The organism is Paenibacillus sp. FSL R10-2736, from assembly GCF_038000245.1.
Taxonomy (GTDB): domain Bacteria; phylum Bacillota; class Bacilli; order Paenibacillales; family Paenibacillaceae; genus Paenibacillus_AQ; species Paenibacillus_AQ phytohabitans.
Window position 1 is genome coordinate 2,512,305 of the sequence record NZ_JBBOBN010000001.1, and the last position, 20,064, is coordinate 2,532,368.

Here is a 20,064-nt window from a genome sequence, read left to right on the forward strand (position 1 = left end):
ATAGAGATGGCTAAACAAATGCACGAAGCCTCCGGCGAGGTAGTCCTGTCCGTACAAGGGGTCCGCAAAAAAATCGGCCGCAAATGGATCATAGATGATGTTACGTTTGACGTCCGGAAAGGCGAGATTTTCGGCTTCCTCGGTCCCAATGGGGCCGGCAAAACCACAACAATCCGCATGCTGGTTGACCTGATCCGGCCAAGTGAAGGAACAATTACCGTCTGCGGCTACAATGTGAACCGTGACCCGGAAAAAGCATTGCAATACGTCGGCTCCATCGTCGAAAATCCCGAGGTGTATACGTATCTGACAGGCTGGGAGAACCTGCAGCATTTCGCCCGCATGCAGCCCGGTGTGGACAAGGCGAGAATTGCCGAGGTAGTGGATATTGTACGGCTGGATCAGCGTATTCATGACAAGGTAAGCACGTATTCACTGGGGATGCGCCAGCGGCTGGGCATTGCCCAGGCACTTTTGGGCCGGCCACGGCTGCTGATTCTGGATGAGCCGACGAACGGTCTGGACCCGAAGGGCATCAAGGAGCTGCGCGAATTCATCCGCAAGCTGGCGGATGAAGGGCTTGCCGTGTTCGTCTCCAGCCATCTGCTGAGCGAGATTCAGCTGCTGTGCGACCGTGTGGCGATCATCAGTAAAGGGCGGGTACTCGCCGTAGGCGGTGTGGACGAGCTGGTTGCCCGCAATTCTCCATACGTCCTGTGGGAGCTGGAGCCGCTGAATCGGGCTAGAGAACTATTAAACGGCCGGCCGGATATCCATCTGCTGGAGCTGGATGAGGTAACACTGGACGACTCCATTATCGCAGGCATGGGAGTGAATTCCCTGATCACGGTTATGGAGGAGGATTTAATCCCGGAAATTGTCGCCGTACTGGTTACTAGAGAGGTTGAGGTCCGGGCTGTGCATAAAATCAACCCTACACTGGAACAGCTATTCTTGAAGCTAACGGAAGGTGAAACTATTGACTAACCTGCTGCCGCTCATCCGCAATGAGTGCCTCAAAATCATAAAAAAGAAACGGTTTTATGTCATCCTGCTCATTCTGCTTGTGCTTGTGCCTATGTTTACCTATGCACAGATGCGTATAGCGGAACGCAGCCGGGATAAGTTTAACTCTGACTGGAGGCTGGAGGTCCAGCAGCAGATCACCGATAATCAGAACTCCCTCGGCAGCGACCGGATTCCGGAAGAATGGAAGTCGTACCGGCGGATTTTTGTCCAGCAGCTGCAGTATTATCTGGATCACGATGTGAACCCGAACGAGCCGAGCGGCGTTACCTTTACCCGTGAGTTTCTGGACAATTCCGTGTCCCTGTTCATTCCGCTGCTGATTATGGCGGTGGCCTCGGATCTGGTCTCCGGGGAGAGAACGACAGGAACGATCAAGATGCTGCTGACGCGTCCGGTCAAACGCTGGAAGGTGCTGTTCAGTAAAATGACGGCCCTCATGATGTTTGTCTCCTTAATCGTCCTGTCTGCTTTTATCATCAGCTATCTGGTGTCGGGGCTGGCCTTTGGATACAAAGGATTCAATGTTCCGGTGTTCACAGGCTTCCAGCTGAGCGGGGATACGGTCGATATGACCACGGTTCACGCTGTGCCGCAATGGAAATACCTGCTGATGCAGGGCGGTTTGATCTGGTTCGTCAGCGTAGTTGTTGCTCTGCTGGCTTTCATGGTGTCGGTTCTGGTACGCAGTACGGCAGCCAGTATAGTGGTGATGATGGCGGCGCTGATTGCAGGCACGATCCTGACGAATATGGCTTCTGCCTGGACTGCGGCCAAATATTTATTTATGGTTAATATGGAGCTTACCGGGTATTTAGCAGGTACTCCCGCACCGATTGAGGGCATGACACTGGCATTTTCGATGGCGGTATTGGCGATTTGGGGACTGGCTGCAGTAATCATTTCATTCGCCGTCTTTACGAAACGGGATATTTTGAATTAGAATGTACAAAGTGAACGAAAACGTTTGTTTGCATTTTATAGAGATAGTAAGACACAAGAAGGAGGAGCATGAATGCTCGAACAGATCGATATGTTTGCAAAAGTCTCTAAGAACGCCGAAGTGGGCCGGACTGGATACGATGCTGACGACATTCAGGTGCTCGAAGGTCTGGTTGCGGTCCGCAAACGGCCCGGCATGTATATTGGCAGTACGAGTTCCTCGGGACTGCACCATTTAGTATGGGAAATAGTGGACAATGCCGTAGATGAGCATTTGGCCAAGTTTTGCTCGAAGATTGATATTACACTCCGCAAGGACGGATCGGTCACCGTAATTGACAACGGACGGGGAATTCCGACCGGAATGCACAAGACGGGAGTGCCGACTCCGCAGGTTGTTTTCACCATTCTGCATGCGGGTGGTAAATTCGGAGGCTCCGGCTACAAGAAATCGGGCGGTCTGCATGGCGTAGGGGCATCAGTAACCAATGCTTTGTCCGAGTGGCTGGAAGTGGAGATTTACCGTGAAGGCAAGATCCACCGGCAACGCTTCGAATATTGGGTCGACAAAAGCGGGAAAGAACATGTCGGCGAGCCTGTGACTGGCCTTGAGGTACTGGGGAATACGAATAAGACCGGTTCGAAGATCACCTTCAAGCCGGATATTCGCGTCTTCCCGACTGGCATTTCACTGAATTACGACACACTCGCGGAACGGGTGCAGGAGATCGCCTTCCTGAACTCGGGCCTGCGGATCAACCTCAGCGATGAGCGGAGCGGACGGCAGGATGAGTTCTTTTATGAGGGCGGCGCGAGCCAGTTTGTACAGTTCCTCAATGAGGGCAAGGATGTCTTGCATGATGTGGTTCATTTCAGCTCCGAGAAGGATGAGATTGAAGTGGAAATTGCGCTGCAATACAATGCGGGGTACACGGAGACCATTGCTTCTTTCGTCAACTCGATTCCTACGCGCAGCGGCGGGACGCATGAGACCGGCTTCAAGACAGCTTATACCCGTGTGCTGAATGACTACGCCCGGCGGACGCAGCTGCTTAAGGAGAAGGATAAGAATCTTGAGGGTAATGATCTCCGTGAGGGAATGATGGCGGTCATCAGCATTAAGATGTCGGATGTGGAATTTGTCGGACAGACGAAGGATCAGCTGGGTAGTGCTTCTGCCCGCAGTGCCGTGGACTTTATTGTCTCGGAGAAAATGGCGCGCTTCCTCGAGGAGAATCCCCAGGTCGCGCAGAGCCTGCTCAAGAAATCGATTCAGGCGTCCAAGGCGCGCGAAGCGGCCCGCAAAGCCCGCGATGAAATCCGCAGCGGCAAGAAACGCAGCGAGAGCTCGAATCTTGGCGGCAAGCTGTCGCCTGCACAGTCCAAGGATGTCACGCGTACCGAAATCTTCATTGTAGAAGGTGACTCCGCCGGAGGCTCAGCCAAGCAGGGCCGTGATTCGAAGATTCAGGCCATTCTTCCTCTGAAGGGGAAGCCTATGAACCCGGAGAAGGCCAAGCTTCTGGATATCTTGAAGAACGATGAATACAAGGCGATTATATCGGCGATTGGTGCGGGCATTGGTCCTGATTTTGCCGTGGAAGACAGCAATTATTCCAAAATTATCATTATGACCGATGCCGATACGGATGGTGCGCATATTCAGGTGCTGCTGCTGACCTTCTTCTACCGCTATATGAAGCCTCTGATCGATGCCGGCAAGGTCTTCATTGCCCAGCCGCCGCTGTATAAGCTGACGCGTAAATCGGGTAAGCTGGAAACAGTCCGCTACGCCTGGAGCGATGAGGAGCTGCAGAATTACCTGAAGGAATTCGGCAAGAATTTCGAGCTGCAGCGGTACAAGGGACTCGGTGAGATGAATCCTGATCAGCTGTGGGAAACAACGATGAATCCGGATTCGCGCACGCTGCTGCAGGTGCAGATCGAGGATGCCGCCAAGGCGGAACGCCGTGTCTCAACACTAATGGGCGACAAGGTTGATCCGCGTAAGCGCTGGATTGTCGAGAACGTCGACTTTACAGAAATAGTAGAGTAGAGGTTAGCGGGAAGTGACGATTACTTCCGCTGTTTTTAATTTTTTGATGATTGCTTTAAGCGCAGCGAATGGGATATTCGCGGATTGCCGAACTAGGAATTGTTAAACTGATAGAGGGGAAAGTGACGGAGGGGATTTTGGAACTATAGGAGTGCAGCGTCCGCCTTTGTTTCCGGATTTTCACCGCTATATAGATTGAACTTGAAAATATACTAAAAAGGGAAAAGTGGCGGAGGAGAATTTTGGAACTGTAGGAGCGTCAGCGTCCGCCTTTGTCTGCGGATTTCCACCGCGAACAGCGGGTTAAATTCAAGAAATCTGCAGACAACAGCGGCCGGAGGGCCAAACATTCTCTGGAGTCACGGTAATCCCTATAGAAAAATTACAAGTTTAATTTATATAAAAGCGGTAAGGATCAAGAAATCTGGGGGACAACAGCGTCCGAAAGTCCAAAACTCACCGCAGTTATGTTCATATCTTCTATCCAAATTACGATTTCGTTTTGAGGGAATCCCAATCTCAGGCGCGCAGCAGTCAGATCATCAATCATTACAAACGTGGACAGATTGAGGAACAGAAGGTGAAAAGTGAATGAGCAGTTTATCAGAGCAATTTTTGCCGGCTTTTCTGGAAGAGGTCGTTGGTGACCGATTTGGCCGGTATTCCAAATATATCATTCAGGACCGGGCGATTCCGGACGTCCGCGACGGGCTGAAGCCCGTGCAGCGCCGGATTCTGTATGCGATGTACGACTCAGGCAACACGCCGGATAAGCCATACCGCAAGTCGGCCAAAACAGTCGGTGACGTCATGGGTAACTACCATCCCCATGGAGATTCCTCAATCTACGACGGGATGGTCCGGATGGCTCAGCCCTGGAAGTTGGGACATGTGCTTGTCGACGGACACGGCAACTGGGGTTCGATGGATGATGACCCTGCAGCAGCAATGCGTTATACAGAAGCGCGCCTGTCTCCAATCGCTTTGGAGATGATGCGTGATATTGAGAAACGCACCGTGCTTTTCAAGGACAATTTCGATAATACGGCAAAGGAGCCGGTCGTGGTTCCATCCCGTTATCCGAATCTGCTTGTCAACGGGACAAGCGGGATCTCTGCCGGGTTCGCTACGGAAATTCCGCCGCATAACCTGCGTGAAGTCATCGATGCCTGTATCGCTGTCATGCAGAAGCCGGACATCGCGCTGGAGGACATCATGACCTTCATCAAAGGTCCCGACTTCCCTACAGGCGGAACGATTATGGGCGGCGACGGCATTATGGACGCGTACCGTACAGGTAAAGGCCGCATCTATCTGCGCTCGAAGACGGAGATTGAGAACCTGCGCGGCGGCAAGCAGCAGATCGTTATTACCGAGGTTCCCTTCCAGATTGTGAAGTCGCGGCTCGTGACCTCCATGGAGAATATCCGCCTGGAGAAGAAGATCGAAGGCATCGCCGAAGTCCGCGACGAGAGCGGCCGTGAAGGTCTGCGGATAGTGGTGGAGCTGAAGAAGGAAGCCGATGCGAATGGTATTCTGGCCTACCTGCTCAAAAAAACCGATCTGCAGATCACCTACAACTTCAACATGGTGGCCATCGTTAACAAGGCTCCTCAGCAGCTCGGCCTGAAGTCGATCCTTGAAGCCTATATCGCCCATCAGCGTGAAGTGGTTACCCACCGCACCCAGTTTGATCTGGAGCGGGCAGAGGATCGGGCCCATGTTCTGGAAGGGCTGGTTAAGGCTCTGAACATTCTGGATGAAGTGATCGCCGCAATCAAGGCGTCGAAGAACCGCCAGGATGCCCAGAATAATCTCGTGTGGATGTTCGGCTTCAGCGAACGCCAGGCCGATTCCATCCTTACCTTGCAGCTGTACCGGTTAACCAATCTGGAGATTCATTCGCTCCAGAAGGAGCTTGATGAGATGCATGCCAAGATTGCTGTCCTGCAGGGCATTCTGGACAGTGACAAGAAGCTGGTTGCCGTCATCCGCAAAGAGCTGCTGGAGATCCGTGATAAATACGGGATCGACCGCCGTTCGCTGATTCAGGGTGAAGTGGAGGAATTGAAGGTCAGCATGGAGGTTCTCGTGAATGCGGAGGATGTGCTGGTCGCCATTTCAGAGGGTGGCTATATCAAGCGGACAGGCATGCCATCCTTCACCCGTTCAGGCGGAGAGCGCCACTCATCGGGTGTCAAGGACGGCGACCATATCGTCAGGCTGCTGGACCTGAATACCCGGGACAGCCTGCTTGTGTTCACCCGCAAGGGCCAATACTTCCTGCTTCCGGTTCATCAGATACCGGAATTCAAATGGAAGGAGCCTGGTACGGCGATCGTGAACGTGATCGGTCTCGCCAAGGGCGATGGCATTGTCAGTGTGCTGCCGGTCGGCAACCTGGAGGACCCGCTGGCAAGTCTGGTCTTTGTCACCCGTAAGGGACAGGTGAAGCGTACAGAGCTCAAGGAGTACTCTACAAGCCGTTCCGGAGCCGTTGCCGCCTGTAAGGTAGCTGACGGTGATGAGATCATTACAGTGGCGCTGAGCAGCGGAGACAAGGACATCGTGCTTGTGACCCGTGAAGGGATGAGCATCCGCTTCCGGGAGAGTGAAGTCAACCCTATGGGCCGTGTGGCCACAGGGGTAAGAGGGATTCAGCTGCGAGAAGGCGACGAGGTCGTCTCCAGCTTCTGGGTCAGTGAGGACGAAGGGGAGATTCTTGCGGTTACCGAGATTGGCTACGCCAAACGCTCTCTGCTGCTGGATTACCCTTCCCAGAGCCGCGGAGGCAAAGGGATGCCGACATTCGAGTTCAAAGAAGGCAAACGGGTTCGCCCGAATGGCAGCAGGCTTGTGGGGGCCTTCTACTGCAAGGAGCCGCTGGAGCTGACCGCCATCACCCAGAGCGGTGCGGTTCATGCCTTCTCCTCCGAATCGGCACCGCTTGGTGAGCGCCGTTCCATCGGCAAGCAGCTGGTTGCTGTCGAGAAGAAGGATGAGATCATCAGCCTGTACCCCGCAGTTAAATAGCCGGGGCAGAAGCTTAGAATATTAAATAATTCAAACGGCGTTCGGCTGCTCTGGTCTACAGAGCTCCGAACGCCATTTATTTGTATTAGCGGGATTTACAAGTATGGTCAGGCAGCGGAGAATTACACGGTTCGCTCCGAGTCACGTCAAGTAGTGTATAGAATGCCTAATGTTGCAGGTATTACAACTTTGATTCATGGATACCAGTGTATGCATAGGTTGTTGTATGAAATACAAGAATAACCCCCGCTAAGGTTCTTTATAGATGGGGAAGGCTGCCTTTTATACAACAATTCTAGATTTAAGGCCGAAATCATAAGGGGAATGTTGTATTTCATGCAGGATTTGTGCGGAGTTTTCGTTAAACCAGCAGTCACTCCATCTCCACCACAAACAGCGGGTTCATGAAGAAATCTGTAACTACATATCTCAAATTCACTAGCGGCCGTGATTTTATTTTTTTTTTGCAGGAAATGGAATTTTTTTCGCGAAAATGTTTAGGTATACCGGATAGAGATCCGCAGGGAAAGGAAGGAATAAGTGTGCACTCCACTGAATTCAGTAAAATCTGGCATAAGATATTAAAGGACTATAAGCTACATATGGATAGCAAGCTTGCCCCTACACTGACCGATGCCCAGCTTACCGTACTGGAATTGCTGCAGGAACGTGACGCGATGAAACCTTCTGATTTGGCTCCGCATCTGGCCACCAGCCCGGCGGCTGTAACTATGCTGCTTGACCGGATGGAGAAGCATAATCTCATTATCCGTGAACGAGATGCCTCCGACAGGCGGATCGTCTGGGTGAGCATCACCGAGACAGGCAAGAACGAGACCTCGCGCGGACTGAAGATCCGCAGTGATTTTTTTGCCGAAGCGCTCGATCCCATTTCATCACATAACCAGCAGCTGCTGCTCTATCTGATGGGGAAGATGGCGGTAGCTCCCGCTCCGGCTCCGGAAGGTTCGACTCCTTAATAGATGTCCAGTGTTGACCTCATATATATGCATACACACAAAAGCAGGCTGTCCGTTACCGGATAGCCTGCTTTTGGTTCTGCGGGGTCCACAGATTCCAGGGATGGGTCTGAGGAGGCAGGGAGATTAATTCAACTTCCTCTTTGGTCACCGGATGCGGGAACCCGACCAGTGCTGACCACAGCGCAATCTGCTGTCCGGGTCTGTTCACTGCGGCACCATACTTCTGATCTCCGTACAGCGGGCAGCCGATGCCGCTCAGCTGTACGCGGATCTGGTGGGAGCGTCCGGTAAGCAGATCGATCTTGAGCAGGGTGTAGCCCTCAGCGCTGCCGAGTACCGTATAATCGAGAATCGCTTCCTTGCCGCCCGGTGTTCCTTTGCGGACAATACTGACCGTGTTGCTCCGCTCATCCTTCAGCAGCGTATTAATCAGCCGTCCCTGGGATGCAGGGGGTTTGCCATGAACGACGGTCAGGTACACCTTGTGGAAGGCGTGGGTGCGGACGCTCTCAGACAGCCGTGAGGCTGCCTTCGAGGTCTTGGCGAAGATCATCGCGCCGCCTACAGGCCGGTCCAGCCTGTGAACGAGGCCCATGAAGACATTCCCCGGCTTGGCGTAACGTTCCTTCACATCTTCCTTCAGCAGGGTCAGCAGATCCGCATCGCCTGTAGCATCCTCCTGCACCGGAATGTTAACAGGCTTCACGATGCCGAGCAGATGGTTGTCCTCATATAAAATCTCGAACCGGGACTGTCCGCCGCCGGACTTCCCGGTTGTTCCGTTGTTCTGCGCAGTCATGGCTTACGCCTCCCAGCGGCCCAGAATTCCGCAAGGCAGATTCATGCCGGAGGATGTAATCGGCAGTCCGATCTCACCGGAGGTAAGCTTGCCGCCGTAGCGCTTGCCCATGGTCATTGACAGCATATTGCGCAGTACGGTAGGCGAAATGCCCGTTGTGTAGGAGTTAATCAGCATGAACAAAGGCCGGTCGCTCATAATCTCCATGCAGCTCTCCAGGAACGGATAGAGACTGGCTTCGAGCTTCCACATTTCACCGCCCGGGCCTCTTCCGTAGGAAGGCGGGTCCATAATAATTGCATCATATTTGCTGCCGCGGCGCTGTTCACGCTGCACGAACTTGAACACATCATCTGTAATGTAGCGGACCGGCTTGTCGGCAAGCCCGGACAAGGCTACATTCTCCTTGGCCCACTGAACCATGCCCTTAGCGGCATCGACATGTACTACGGAAGCTCCGGCACTAGCCGCTGCAACGGTTGCTCCGCCGGTATATGCGAACAGGTTAAGCACGGAAATCGGGCGGTTAGCCGCAGCGATCTTGTCCATCATCCAGCGCCAGTTGGCTGCCTGCTCAGGGAAGAGACCCGTGTGCTTAAAGTTCGTTGGACGGAGATGGAACTTCAGCTTGCCGTAGCTGATTTTCCAGTCATCCGGAATGCTTTTCTTCATTTCCCATTGTCCGCCCCCGGCGGAACTGCGGTGATAGTGTCCGTGCACATCACGCCATTTGGCACTCTCGCTGGCCAGCGGCCAGATGATCTGCGGGTCCGGGCGGCGCAGCATAATATCGCCCCAGCGTTCAAGCTTCTCTCCGCCTCCGGTATCAATCACTTCATAGTCCTTCCAGTCACTTGCTATATACATTATTAATCCATCCTTCAAAAAGTCATTTAGCCTTTATTGTACAACATATAAGCACGCTGCTACAAACATAAAGGTTGCAAAGCTGCGACTATTTCTCATTTTAGCCAAGAGTTCATCTATGTATAATATTGTAAAAAATCTTAGGCGGCAGAATGTTCCATGAAAATGGCGAAAAGCAAATGTCAGGGTAATCTGGACGGTAGTGCTGCTGGCAGATCTTGCACTAATTGTGTATGATCAGATTACGCGAGGGTGGTGCTGGAGTTAGACCCATAAATGAAGTTACTACAGTCGGTTATAAAATATATGAGCTTAGGCGCAGATGAACGGCTAATTCCGTCCTCTGTAATATAAGCATTACGAAGGTGAGGCCGGATGCTATGTTCAACCTCTCGGAGCTGTATTACCCGATCACCGCGAACCCGGCCGGGGGCGGCGAGTATCTGCCCGGCAGGCTGCTGCAGCCGTACATCCGCTGTTTCTGGGGGACTGTACCGCCGCCGGGTGAGCAGCAGGAAGCGCAATCCGTTGAAATTGCAGAAGGGCATAACGGAGCGGTTATAAGTGAAAGTGAATGTGAAAGTACTTTCAGTAAGCGGACGGAAACGATCATACCGGACAGTTGTATGGATATCATATGGGAATGGGATGAGCGTACAGGGGAGGCTGACGGAATATTTTGCGGCATAAATGACACCCCGTTTGAGGCGGGACAAGCCCGGCAGCCTGCGGGGAGACAGCGTTTCGCTATCCGTTTTCATTTCTGGGCGGTTCATCTGTTTGCAGATGAGCAGCTGCAGGATGTACTGAATGTCCACGTTCCGGTGGAGCAATACTTCCGTTCGTTCCGTATGGAGCTGGGGGATAAGCTGCGGGGAACGCGCACGATGTCTGAACGCATTGCCCTCGCAGAATTATTCCTGCTGCGGAGGCTGGAGATTGCCGGCCGCAGCAGTGACGGGATGATGAACGCTGTCCACAGGATGCTTAAGTCCCGCGGGGTGGTGAGCGTAAGGGAGCTTGAGCTTAGCTCAGGCTTCAGCAGCCGCCAGCTTGAACGCCTGTTCCGCCAGCATATCGGACTTCCGCCCAAAAAAGTGGCAGATCTTGTCCGCTTCCAGAATGTCTGGCTGGAGCTGTACCGGACACCGCTGCACAGAGGCGGGCTGCAGGATATTGTCTTTGCCTACGGCTACAGCCATCAGTCCCATTTCATCAACAATTTCCGGAAATTTGCCGGCAGAACACCGCTGGATGCGCTGAGCTATGCGCGGAGCTGAATGTCGTTTTTTTGCAATACAGGCCTGGCAGGACAGAAGTACAATGAGGTCAGACAGGCTAACTACAGCCGGATCATATTAGAGCTACTGAGCGGAAGGAGATTTAAATTATGATTACAAGTTTTGACGGCATCAATCTGTACAGCAAGGACCCGGCGGCGCTCGCGGCCTTCTATTCCGAGGTACTGGGAGTCCCGATTCCTTTTGAAGGCTTTGGACAGTATGACGGCGCGAAGATTGGTTTCGACCGCAGCCAGCCGGGGCTGATTATCTGGAACGAGAGCAAATGGGGCAAGCACACGACAGGAGTCGTTAATCTGGTATTCTCCTGCAGCAGCCTGGACGAAACTTATGAGCAGCTGAAGGGGAAAGGACTGGATTGTCAGCCTCCGGTGACGATGGAATACGGCGGGAAAGAAATGAATTTCCGTGATCCGGACGGCAACGGCATTACCCTGCTGGAAGGCGGATATTAATCACTTTTATCGAAATTTGTTCGGACGGCAAAGGAGAATAGGTTAGGCATTCTTTTATGCATTTCATCTGAAAATATGGATAAAGATCAGCGGCAATGCCGGACAGCAGTTCAAGTCCGGCATTGCCGCTGCTTCTGTTATCGGGGACAAGTATGCCTAATTTCCCGGAGCGGCCAGCTTTTAAAATATTGACAATGATAATCATTATCAAATAGAATGAGATTAGCAAAACATGGTTGCCTTTTGAGATGGACTATACAGAATACATTTCATATTTACCTTGGGAGGACAGAGTGATGGCTAAGGTGCTAGTGGCATATGCCAGCCTGACAGGCAATACGGAGGAAATCGCTGAACTGATTGTGGAAGGAATACGCCAGGCAGGCGGAGAGGCCGTACTGAAATCGGTCACTGACTGCAATGCGGATGAGATAAAGGCTTACGAGGCTGTGCTGCTGGGTGCGTATACATGGGGGGACGGCGAGCTGCCGGATGAATTCCTTGACTTCTATGAAGAGATGGATGAGCTCGACCTCAGCTCCTGCAAGGCTGCCGCCTTCGGAAGCGGAGATACCGGTTATGAAATCTACTGCGGAGCGGTTGATCAGATTGAAGAGAAGCTGAAGGAACGCGGTGCCGAGATCGTACAGGCCAGCCTGAAGATTGAGTACGGGCCGAACGCAGCAGAGAAAGACGCCTGCCGCAGCTTCGGACGCCAGTTCATTGAGACCTGCGCGGCGGTTTCTTAAGGATGGGCGCCGGGGCAGGATGCTTCGCAGGAAAGATGCAGGATGCAGGGACTGTCCGCTACAGCCGGCTGAATGATTTCCGGATGGAGCATATCATGCTGGGCGGAGCGGAGATGAACGGCAGCGGAGCTCCGGCCACGGGAGTTCCCCGCTGGAGACAGCAGGTCCAGTACGCGGTCGGACATACGCTTAATGACTTCTACACTCTGCAGCCTGAGGTGCGCCGGGAGACGCCTGTGCAATTTCTGCTGGAGCGCCGCTGGCCGCCGAAGGGTCATGCTTTTCCTTCCCTGATGCATTATTGGGATATCAAGCAAGCGGTTGCCGATGAGCTGATGCGGATTGTTGCCGGCAATCACACCGGTGAGATTCCGGTGATGCTGTATGAACAGTGGCATGTTCCTGTGCCGGAGCTTGAAATTGAACTGGCGATGATTTTTCAGCTCGCCTGGAGCTCGGGGCAGGAAGAGCGTTGTCTGAATATCCAGAAATTCATGGTGAGCGGGAATGAAGATGTCATCACCGGCTTTCTGCATATGGCCAGCGTCTTCTGTCATCAGGCCTATGGGAAACCGGCAGAGACAATCGGAATCTATTCGCTTCTGGATGGACGGCGGCATATCTTTGACGGAGCAGGTATCCCGCTTCAGGAGTCGCTCGACTATGTGCGCCTGCTGTCTGTGTTCCTGGAACGGGAAGAGCATGCGGAAGGCTGCATGAAATATGGCAGCCGCAGGAACGACCGGGATGAGCCTATCCTTCGCGGATACGGCCTGATGTAGACAGGAGAACTTCAGCGTAATCCTTGCAGGGGGCGTTCAAAGAAGATATGGTTAAGCCACAGGAGGTGTCCTTGGCTTATGTCTGAAGGAATTAGAACCTACAACACCGGAGTGGAAGCAACACTCGAAGTGATTGGGGGCAAGTGGAAGCCGGTCATTTTGTTCTTGCTCACCTTTGGGAAGAAGCGCAACGGGGAGTTCATCAGCCAGATGCCGTTCATTACACAAAAGGTGCTGACGCAGCAATTGCGGGAGCTGGAAGCGGACGGGGTGATCACAAGAACCTCGTATAATGTGGTGCCTCCCAGAGTGGAGTATGAGCTGACCGACTACGGCTGGAGCCTCAAGGAGATTCTGCATCTGATGTGCAGATGGGGCGATGCCCATGTCTATAGGGTGTACGGGGATACGGCAGTTGTACTCTCCCAACCGCAGAAGGAAGAATAGAACAGCCGGTCTCTGAATTTCAGAGACCGGCTGTTCTGCGCGGATCAGGGAATGATCCGTCGGTGGCGGAGATCCGCGAAGATGTCCATAAACATGGCTTCCGTATCCATAAACTCAAGGAACCCTGCGCGGCGGGATTTGGTGCTGTCGGCGAAGAAGTCATAGTCCCAGGAGAATACGAAATCACCGAAGGCCCACGAGGAGACACTAGCATAGCTGTTCGGCTCCAGTCCGTATTTCTCGACCATCCGGTTCCAGAGCGGCTCTTTGTCCTGCATGGCCATTGAGAGGGACATCGGGAGCGGGGGCGCCGTGTCCAGATCGAAGCTGGAGGCAATCTTGGGCCATAGCTCGTTCCAGCGGAACAGATCGCCGTTGGTAATATTGAAGGCCTGATTGGCACAGCGCGGTTCCGTTGCTGCCCACACCGTTGCTCTGGCCAGCAGACCGGCATCTGTCATCTCAAGCAGGCTGTGATAGGCGCCCGGCTTGCCGGGGAAGCGCAGCGGAATTCCCAGCTCCTTCGACATGGAGGCATAAATGGCGATTACCATCGCCAGGTTCATGGGATTGCCGAGAGCATATCCGCAGACGACGGAAGGCCGCAGTGCCGACCAGGTCCATCTTTTTCCAGACTGCTTCTCTTCCAGATAATCCTGCTGCGCAATATTGAATTCAGGCGGCATATGATTGGCGTCGGTTTCGCGTGCCGGTGTTTTGAACGGGCCAAGATGCGCGCCATATACCTTATATCCCTGCATGAGGCTGATGTGCCGGAGCTGTTGCGCAGCAGGTTCGACCGCCTCAACCGCGTGAACAAGCATAGCCAGATTAGGAGGGACCAGCTCTGCCCAGGTAGGCCGGTCCTGATAAGCGGCATAGAAAATATGCGTCACCTCCGCCAGGCCGCCAAGCTTCCGCCGGCTCTCCGACGGGTCGAGTAAATCCGCAGCTATATAACGCACACGGCTGGTGTCCAGCCCTCCGCGGCGCGACACGCCGATGATATCCCAATCGGGAAGCACAGCCAGATGATCGATCAGGTTGCGCCAGATGACGCCGTTCGCGCCGATTACAAGTGCTGTTTTACGTAAGTCTGAATCCATAGGGTTCATGTGCAGCTCTCCTTCGCCATAGTATGCCATCATTATGTATTGCCTCAGGAGTGCTGAACAGTACGCACTTTGAGGTCATATAGGTACCTTGAGGTAACATAAGGACATCAAAAAACAACAAAAAGCATCCTTGCCTGAGGGCTGATCCGGCCCGGAGGAAAGAATGCTTCATGGTCTGTTAACTGCAATTAGTATCTGTTGTTGAACCGGCCGGCTAGGCTGGCCTTAAGGTTCAGAGCGCAGCACGGTAGTAATCCTGCTGGTTCAGAATAACGAACCCGCAGCTCTCGTAGAGCTTCAGCGCATTGGGATTATCCAAGGCAACTTCAAGGTTCACACCGTTGTAATTCCGCTGTTCCCGTTCAATAGTCTGCATCAGGGCACTCCGGCCGATGCCGAGGCCGCGCAGATTCTTGTCTACGGTAAGACCATAGATCCAGGTCTCGTTGTCTTCGGACCACAGCCGCATTTTGCCGGCAGGCTGTCCGTTCATTTCAATAATGATATGCTCCTGGGAGCCTTCGAGCTCAAGCTGCGTGTACGTTTCGGCGGCGTCTTCCTCCGTCATGTTGAATCCGTCGCAGTCGAAGGCGATTAATACCGGAGTCTCGTCGGCACGTGCAGGCCGTAACATAACGTTACCTGCGGCTGAACTTGCTTCAGAGGCCCCCCGATTCTTGGCTGCGCCATCCCATTTCATCTGAAATTCCGCGTGGCTGAATTCCAGCTGCAGTGTCTTCAGATAGGCAGTACCTGAGGCTGAGGCCGCGGGCGTATTCAACAGCAGAGTCTTAATCTTACTGCGTGAGATGAGGGTCTGCGCCCGTTGCCAGAGCGAGCTGAAGATGCCCCGGCGGCGGTATCCCGGCCGTACCATGCCGCAGACTTCCATGTCTCCGCCGATATTGTATAACCCGATGAAGCCGACCAGCAGCTCCTCTTCATAGGTCACCAGCCATTCCACTCCACCTGTTCCCGCCGGGAGCCGCAGCATGTCCCAATTCAGTTTGAGTGTGATGCCTTCGTATTGCTCGCAGCGCTGCTGCAGTTCTTCAATTTCTTTCAGTGTATCAGCCGTAGTCAATCTATCTTCCCCCTATGTCAGCAGATCCCGGTACTCCGTGTGCTTCTCGAATTGATGGGCCGCATACGGGCACTCAGGCACAATTTTAACTTTCTCTTCCCGGGCCAGGTCAACGACCGCCCGCACAAGCTTCTCCCCGGCACCCTGACCGCGCAGCTCTTCGGAGACATAGGTATGATCAATCACGAGGTTACCTGTAGCCTCTTCCGTTCTGTATGTAATCTCGGCAAGGTCCTTACCGTCACCAGCTATATAGAAACGTCCTTCTCCCTTAGCAATCTGTTCCATGTTTCTTCACTCCATTCCGGTGTATTGCCTATATTTTACTACCCTGCCCGGCAAAAAGCGAGAAAAGGCATGGCAGGAATGCCAGCAATATAACATGCGTATTCCATACAAGGTCAGTAAAAGCGGAATGACTTGCACATTGGCTTCCCGATGCCCTAAGATTAAGGCACTAACGCTGTAACGAATAGAAGTTGCATCAGGAGGAATAGCCATGGATTACGAGGTTGAGGTTCATTTTCAGCCGGTATATGAATTAATCAGCAGTATACATACGTTTATATGCAAGAAGGGTAGTAAAAAGATAGATCTGGGTACACCCTGGGCGGCAGAAGTATCACGCGGCTTAAGTCCCGAACTGCTGGAAGCACTGGAGGAGACAGATCTCGACAATGACTGGAAGCTGCTTAATCTGCTGATCTATCTGTGTCCGGACAAAGACAGCGTGGAGCGTGTGCTGGAGTGGCTGGAAGGCCTGTCCGTAGGAGAGATGTACGAGGCTCTCGCAGGTTATGTCAGTGTATTCCCGGTACAAATGGAGCAGTACCGCAGCCGCATGGTCTTCCTGCTGTCGGAGTGGAACCGGCAATACTTCAGCAGCTGTAGTCCGGATATCATTAAGAAGCTGCAGCAGCATGCGGAGGAACGGAGACAGGCGCTGGCCGGCAGCCCGGTAGCCGATTTTGTGAATAAGACTACAAACGGATTCTATTTCATGCCGGGTGACGGTCTGCGCAGGCTTGTGCTGATCCCGCAGTTTCACTTTCAGCCGATCAATATTATCTATAATTTTGGTCCGCTGACGATATGTCACTATGCCGGGAAAATTCAAATTGCTGAAGAGGAAATCTCGCCGTCCATGCACCGGACGCTCCGCAGTCTGGGCGAGAAGAGCCGGCTGAAGATCTTGAAGTCACTGGGCGGAGAACGCAAATCGTTCACGGAAATTGCCAGACAGGCCGGCCTGTCCAAGGGCATTGTCCATGATCACATCTCCAGTCTCCGGAGCGCCGGTCTGCTGAATGCGTATATCGAAGGGGAGAACGTCACCTCTTACAGTCTGCGGCTTGAGGGCATTCAGCAGATGAATGAGCAGCTGTTTGCTTATTTGAAGTAAATATAGCGTTGCCTAATATTCCTGTACCGCACCAAAGCCAAAGTCTACTTCTGTTATGGAGAAGATTTTGGCTTTTTTGCTGCGATCATCCAATTTTATTCTGTTCGGGAAGAATTAATTTCAAGTTCTCTCTTTACAGAACAACTTTTACTTTCTATAATGTGAACTATCGGTCTTTAATCATACTTAGTGGGTAGGAATTGTTAGCATTTATAAAATGGAGAGAAAAGAGATGATGTCATGAGAAAAAGTACGCTTTTATTATCCTCATTGTTAATCGCCGGTTCACTGCTGCTGTCCGCGTGCTCGGAGAACGGCAACACGGATGCAGCATCCACGGACACCCCGGCAAACACGGCAGCAACAGCTGATCCGGGTGCAGCGGCTGGCGGTACGGAAGCACCGGCATCCCCGGCGGTTGTACCTGCCGGTGCGCTCAGCGAGCCTTTTACAGCAACCGATCTTACGAAGCTGCCCGCAGTCGCCCAGAAGCGCACCGATACGATCATCGTTGGTCTTACCGATCCGAGCGGGGCGTTCACCCCTTATTTCCAGGAGAGCGGCTATGACGGCAATGTATCTTCACTGCTCTATGCGTCTCTCGTGACGGTAGATGACAAGGGTGTGCCAAACCCGGAGCTTGCCGAGAGCTGGGAGGTATCGGCGGATCAGCTTACATATACGTTCCACCTGCACAAAGACCTGAAGTTCAGCGACGGCTCACCGCTCACTGCGGATGATGTGGCGTTCACCTGGACGATTCAGTACGACAAAGCCTATGACGGAGGCTCATCACTTCCATCGCTGAAGGTGAAGGGCGGCGAAGCCTACAAAGCGGGAACTGCCCAGACTATAGAAGGCATTAAAGTCATTGATCCGCAGACAATATCGGTTACGCTGGAACAGCCTAATGCTACGGCGCTGGTGACTCTCGGCTCCAATGTGCTGTCGAAGGCTTACTATGGCAAGGACTATAAGTTCGGCCAGCTGGAGTACATCAAGAAGCTGCATGAGAAGCCGCTGGGCGACGGCCCTTATAAGCTGGAGAAATTCATTCCCGGACAAGAGGTCCGTCTTGTAGCCAATGAGAACTACTTCAAAGGCAAACCGAAGACAGAGCACTTTATCTATAAAACAACGACCGGCGATGCCTGGCAGTTCCTTGAGACGGGTGAGGTGGACTACGCGTCCTTCCCGGCTACGGAAGAAAATATCGGGAAGCTGAAGGAACTGGGTTATGTAAACATTCTTCCTTATACCCCGAGCACTTACGGCTACATGCAGGTCAACCTGAAGCATGAGCAGCTGAAGGATAAGCGGGTCAGACAGGCGATTGCCTATGGACTGGACCGGCAGAGCATCTATGTAGATGCTGCTGAAGGCGCGGGTGCTGTGGCCAACATTCCGGCTTCGCCGATCTCCTGGTCCTATACAGAAGAAGGGATCAACCCTTATAAATATGATCCGGACCAAGCGAACAAGCTGCTGGATGAGGCAGGCTGGACCGTAGGGGCAGGCGGTATCCGCGAGAAGGACGGGAAGCCGCTGAGCATTCATTATCTGGCGAGCAAGAGCAAGAACTCGGATATTTTCATCGCGGTGGCCAAAGAGAACTTCGCTGCGCTCGGCATCGACTTCCAGCCGGAAATCTTCGCTGACTTCAACTCGCTGGTCTCCAAGACAGAGAGCGGGGATTATGATCTCGTGTCTTACTCCACCAGTATGCTGACTGATCCGGCGGACGGCTTCATGCAGTTCTTCGACGGCGAAATCACCGATTATGAGAATCCGAAATTCGTGGAGCTGTACAACAAAGCGCTGGCAACTACAGATATTGAACAGCGCAAAGCAGTCTATAAAGAGCTGTATCAGCTGTTCAACGATGAACTGCCGATTATTTTCACCAACTACAAGAAAACAGTATATGCCTATAACGGCCGCATCCAGAATCTTTCGGTCAGCCCGTTCATCGGTCTTGCCGGCAGCCTGCCAAACTGGACTCTGAAATAAAGAATTGTTCATCCCCTGCCTTCGTCATGGGCAGGGGATGAATCCTAAGGAGCCGATCATGAGCACTTATCTGACCAAAAGAATGCTGTATATGCTGATCATCCTGTTTGCCGCATCGCTGCTGATCTTCTGCCTGTATGCACTTACCCCGGGTGATTTCATTACCGGAAATATTAAGCTGACTGCAGAGCGCAAAGCGGAGCTGCGGGAGATTTACGGCCTGAACAAGCCGGTGCTGGAACGTTACGGGACTTGGATGAACAATGCTTTTCACGGGGATTTCGGATATTCACTTGCCCAGCAGAAGCCGGTGCTTCAGCTGTTCGGTGATTATATCTGGAATTCTTTTTTGCTGGCCGCTGTCTCTACGTTCCTCACCTGGCTGATCGCTGTGATCATCGGTGTCATTTCTGCCTACAAGCAATACTCCTGGTTCGACACGCTGGTAATGATTGCGATCTTCGCGGCGATGTCGCTCCCGTCGTTCTTCATCGGCCTGTTCCTGATCAAGATTCTGGCCGTTGACCTGAAATGGCTGCCGCCGGGGGGAATGATGACTACGGGCAGCAATGCCACCGGGTTCGCCTACTTCAAAGAAGTGGTGCATCATATGACCCTGCCGGTCATCGTCATGACGCTGCTGGGTCTGGGCTCATTAACCCGTTATTTCCGCAGCAATATGATCGATGTTCTCAAGCAGGACTATATCCGCACAGCCAGAGCCAAAGGGCTGAAGGAGCGGAAGGTGCTGTTCACCCATGCACTGCGCAACGCCCTGCTGCCTGCCATTACCCTGGTCGGCTTCGAGCTGCCCGCGCTGTTCGGGGGTTCGATTATTATCGAGCAAATCTTTAACTGGCCCGGTATCGGCCAATTGTATATGAAGTCCTTCGGGCTTAGGGATTACCCGCTGCTGATGGGCTTCACGATGTTTCTGGCTATTCTGACCGTAATCGGAACACTGCTCTCGGATATTCTGTACCGGGTGGCTGATCCGCGTGTCCGGTTATAGG

Annotated in this window: 18 protein-coding genes; 13 read left to right on the forward strand and 5 right to left on the reverse strand. The window is 52.9% G+C overall.

The features are described from left to right. The first annotated feature begins 6 nt into the window (after positions 1 to 6). The 5 genes from NSQ73_RS10595 (at position 7) to NSQ73_RS10615 (ending at position 8,037) form a co-directional block, all read left to right on the forward strand. Positions 7 to 987 (forward strand): ABC transporter ATP-binding protein, encoded by a 981-nt coding sequence (locus NSQ73_RS10595; protein ID WP_231575171.1) that lies wholly within the window; start codon positions 7 to 9, stop codon positions 985 to 987. After that, complete coding sequence (locus tag NSQ73_RS10600) at positions 980 to 1,969, forward strand: ABC transporter permease (protein ID WP_039307732.1); 990 nt, start codon at positions 980 to 982, stop codon at positions 1,967 to 1,969. Before NSQ73_RS10595 ends, NSQ73_RS10600 begins: the two co-directional genes overlap by 8 nt. A gap of 72 nt (positions 1,970 to 2,041) precedes the next feature. Continuing rightward, complete coding sequence (parE, locus tag NSQ73_RS10605) at positions 2,042 to 4,024, forward strand: DNA topoisomerase IV subunit B (protein WP_042138544.1); 1,983 nt, start codon at positions 2,042 to 2,044, stop codon at positions 4,022 to 4,024. 591 nt (positions 4,025 to 4,615) lie between these two features. Beyond that, positions 4,616 to 7,057 (forward strand): DNA gyrase subunit A, encoded by a 2,442-nt coding sequence (gene gyrA / locus NSQ73_RS10610; protein ID WP_171716626.1) that lies wholly within the window; start codon positions 4,616 to 4,618, stop codon positions 7,055 to 7,057. Positions 7,058 to 7,599: 542 nt separating this feature from the next. After that, complete coding sequence (locus tag NSQ73_RS10615) at positions 7,600 to 8,037, forward strand: MarR family winged helix-turn-helix transcriptional regulator (RefSeq protein WP_039309191.1); 438 nt, start codon at positions 7,600 to 7,602, stop codon at positions 8,035 to 8,037. Positions 8,038 to 8,092: 55 nt separating this feature from the next. Here NSQ73_RS10615 and NSQ73_RS10620 read toward each other — a convergent pair whose 3' ends face one another. Together NSQ73_RS10620 and NSQ73_RS10625 are read right to left on the reverse strand one after the other, a co-directional pair. Further along, on the reverse strand, positions 8,093 to 8,839 hold the full coding sequence (locus NSQ73_RS10620) for an RluA family pseudouridine synthase (RefSeq protein WP_340986363.1): 747 nt from the start codon (positions 8,837 to 8,839) through the stop codon (positions 8,093 to 8,095). 3 nt (positions 8,840 to 8,842) lie between these two features. Beyond that, complete coding sequence (locus NSQ73_RS10625) at positions 8,843 to 9,706, reverse strand: class I SAM-dependent methyltransferase (protein WP_039309196.1); 864 nt, start codon at positions 9,704 to 9,706, stop codon at positions 8,843 to 8,845. Between the two features lie 380 nt (positions 9,707 to 10,086). Here NSQ73_RS10625 and NSQ73_RS10630 point away from each other — a divergent pair, with 380 nt between their 5' ends. The 5 genes from NSQ73_RS10630 (at position 10,087) to NSQ73_RS10650 (ending at position 13,440) form a co-directional block, all read left to right on the forward strand. Further along, complete coding sequence (locus tag NSQ73_RS10630; RefSeq protein WP_340986364.1) at positions 10,087 to 10,986, forward strand: helix-turn-helix domain-containing protein; 900 nt, start codon at positions 10,087 to 10,089, stop codon at positions 10,984 to 10,986. 110 nt (positions 10,987 to 11,096) lie between these two features. Beyond that, a complete protein-coding gene (locus NSQ73_RS10635; protein WP_340986365.1) occupies positions 11,097 to 11,462 on the forward strand; it encodes a VOC family protein in 366 nt (121 codons plus the stop codon). 296 nt (positions 11,463 to 11,758) lie between these two features. After that, the gene (locus NSQ73_RS10640) at positions 11,759 to 12,211 is read left to right on the forward strand and encodes a flavodoxin (RefSeq protein ID WP_039309205.1); all 453 of its coding nucleotides are present in this window, start codon (positions 11,759 to 11,761) and stop codon (positions 12,209 to 12,211) included. Between the two features lie 35 nt (positions 12,212 to 12,246). Then, positions 12,247 to 12,993 (forward strand): hypothetical protein, encoded by a 747-nt coding sequence (locus NSQ73_RS10645; RefSeq protein ID WP_340986366.1) that lies wholly within the window; start codon positions 12,247 to 12,249, stop codon positions 12,991 to 12,993. Positions 12,994 to 13,071: 78 nt separating this feature from the next. Then, a complete protein-coding gene (locus NSQ73_RS10650; protein ID WP_076243320.1) occupies positions 13,072 to 13,440 on the forward strand; it encodes a winged helix-turn-helix transcriptional regulator in 369 nt (122 codons plus the stop codon). A gap of 44 nt (positions 13,441 to 13,484) precedes the next feature. Here NSQ73_RS10650 and NSQ73_RS10655 read toward each other — a convergent pair whose 3' ends face one another. The 3 genes from NSQ73_RS10655 to NSQ73_RS10665 all read right to left on the reverse strand — a co-directional run bounded on the left by NSQ73_RS10655 (position 13,485) and on the right by NSQ73_RS10665 (position 15,927). After that, positions 13,485 to 14,555 carry an SDR family oxidoreductase gene (locus tag NSQ73_RS10655; RefSeq protein WP_340986367.1) on the reverse strand — a complete coding sequence of 357 codons (1,071 nt, stop codon included), beginning with the start codon at positions 14,553 to 14,555 and terminating at the stop codon, positions 13,485 to 13,487. 232 nt (positions 14,556 to 14,787) lie between these two features. Then, on the reverse strand, positions 14,788 to 15,639 hold the full coding sequence (locus NSQ73_RS10660; protein ID WP_340986368.1) for a GNAT family N-acetyltransferase: 852 nt from the start codon (positions 15,637 to 15,639) through the stop codon (positions 14,788 to 14,790). A gap of 12 nt (positions 15,640 to 15,651) precedes the next feature. After that, entirely contained in the window at positions 15,652 to 15,927 is a 276-nt protein-coding gene (locus NSQ73_RS10665; RefSeq protein WP_039309214.1) for a GNAT family N-acetyltransferase, read from the reverse strand. Positions 15,928 to 16,138: 211 nt separating this feature from the next. Between NSQ73_RS10665 and NSQ73_RS10670 the strand changes: the two genes are divergently transcribed. The 3 genes from NSQ73_RS10670 to NSQ73_RS10680 all read left to right on the forward strand — a co-directional run bounded on the left by NSQ73_RS10670 (position 16,139) and on the right by NSQ73_RS10680 (position 20,063). Next, complete coding sequence (locus NSQ73_RS10670) at positions 16,139 to 17,041, forward strand: ArsR/SmtB family transcription factor (RefSeq protein WP_340986369.1); 903 nt, start codon at positions 16,139 to 16,141, stop codon at positions 17,039 to 17,041. Positions 17,042 to 17,281: 240 nt separating this feature from the next. Beyond that, entirely contained in the window at positions 17,282 to 19,051 is a 1,770-nt protein-coding gene (locus NSQ73_RS10675) for an ABC transporter substrate-binding protein (protein ID WP_340986370.1), read from the forward strand. 58 nt (positions 19,052 to 19,109) lie between these two features. Beyond that, the gene (locus NSQ73_RS10680) at positions 19,110 to 20,063 is read left to right on the forward strand and encodes an ABC transporter permease (protein WP_042138520.1); all 954 of its coding nucleotides are present in this window, start codon (positions 19,110 to 19,112) and stop codon (positions 20,061 to 20,063) included. Position 20,064 lies beyond the last annotated feature (1 nt).

Excerpts from the sequence above, each read along its gene's own strand:
- NSQ73_RS10675 (WP_340986370.1), top strand. The coding sequence starts at position 17,282 with ATGAGAAAAAGTACGCTTTTATTATCCTCATTGTTAATCGCCGGTTCA.
- NSQ73_RS10630 (WP_340986364.1), top strand. The coding sequence starts at position 10,087 with ATGTTCAACCTCTCGGAGCTGTATTACCCGATCACCGCGAACCCGGCC.
- gyrA (WP_171716626.1), top strand. The coding sequence starts at position 4,616 with ATGAGCAGTTTATCAGAGCAATTTTTGCCGGCTTTTCTGGAAGAGGTC.
- NSQ73_RS10640 (WP_039309205.1), top strand. The coding sequence starts at position 11,759 with ATGGCTAAGGTGCTAGTGGCATATGCCAGCCTGACAGGCAATACGGAG.
- NSQ73_RS10655 (WP_340986367.1), bottom strand. The coding sequence starts at position 14,555 with ATGAACCCTATGGATTCAGACTTACGTAAAACAGCACTTGTAATCGGC.
- NSQ73_RS10680 (WP_042138520.1), top strand. The coding sequence starts at position 19,110 with ATGAGCACTTATCTGACCAAAAGAATGCTGTATATGCTGATCATCCTG.
- NSQ73_RS10670 (WP_340986369.1), top strand. The coding sequence starts at position 16,139 with ATGGATTACGAGGTTGAGGTTCATTTTCAGCCGGTATATGAATTAATC.
- NSQ73_RS10595 (WP_231575171.1), top strand. The coding sequence starts at position 7 with ATGGCTAAACAAATGCACGAAGCCTCCGGCGAGGTAGTCCTGTCCGTA.
- NSQ73_RS10625 (WP_039309196.1), bottom strand. The coding sequence starts at position 9,706 with ATGTATATAGCAAGTGACTGGAAGGACTATGAAGTGATTGATACCGGA.
- NSQ73_RS10665 (WP_039309214.1), bottom strand. The coding sequence starts at position 15,927 with ATGGAACAGATTGCTAAGGGAGAAGGACGTTTCTATATAGCTGGTGAC.
- NSQ73_RS10650 (WP_076243320.1), top strand. The coding sequence starts at position 13,072 with ATGTCTGAAGGAATTAGAACCTACAACACCGGAGTGGAAGCAACACTC.
- NSQ73_RS10635 (WP_340986365.1), top strand. The coding sequence starts at position 11,097 with ATGATTACAAGTTTTGACGGCATCAATCTGTACAGCAAGGACCCGGCG.
- NSQ73_RS10645 (WP_340986366.1), top strand. The coding sequence starts at position 12,247 with ATGCAGGATGCAGGGACTGTCCGCTACAGCCGGCTGAATGATTTCCGG.
- parE (WP_042138544.1), top strand. The coding sequence starts at position 2,042 with ATGCTCGAACAGATCGATATGTTTGCAAAAGTCTCTAAGAACGCCGAA.
- NSQ73_RS10620 (WP_340986363.1), bottom strand. The coding sequence starts at position 8,839 with ATGACTGCGCAGAACAACGGAACAACCGGGAAGTCCGGCGGCGGACAG.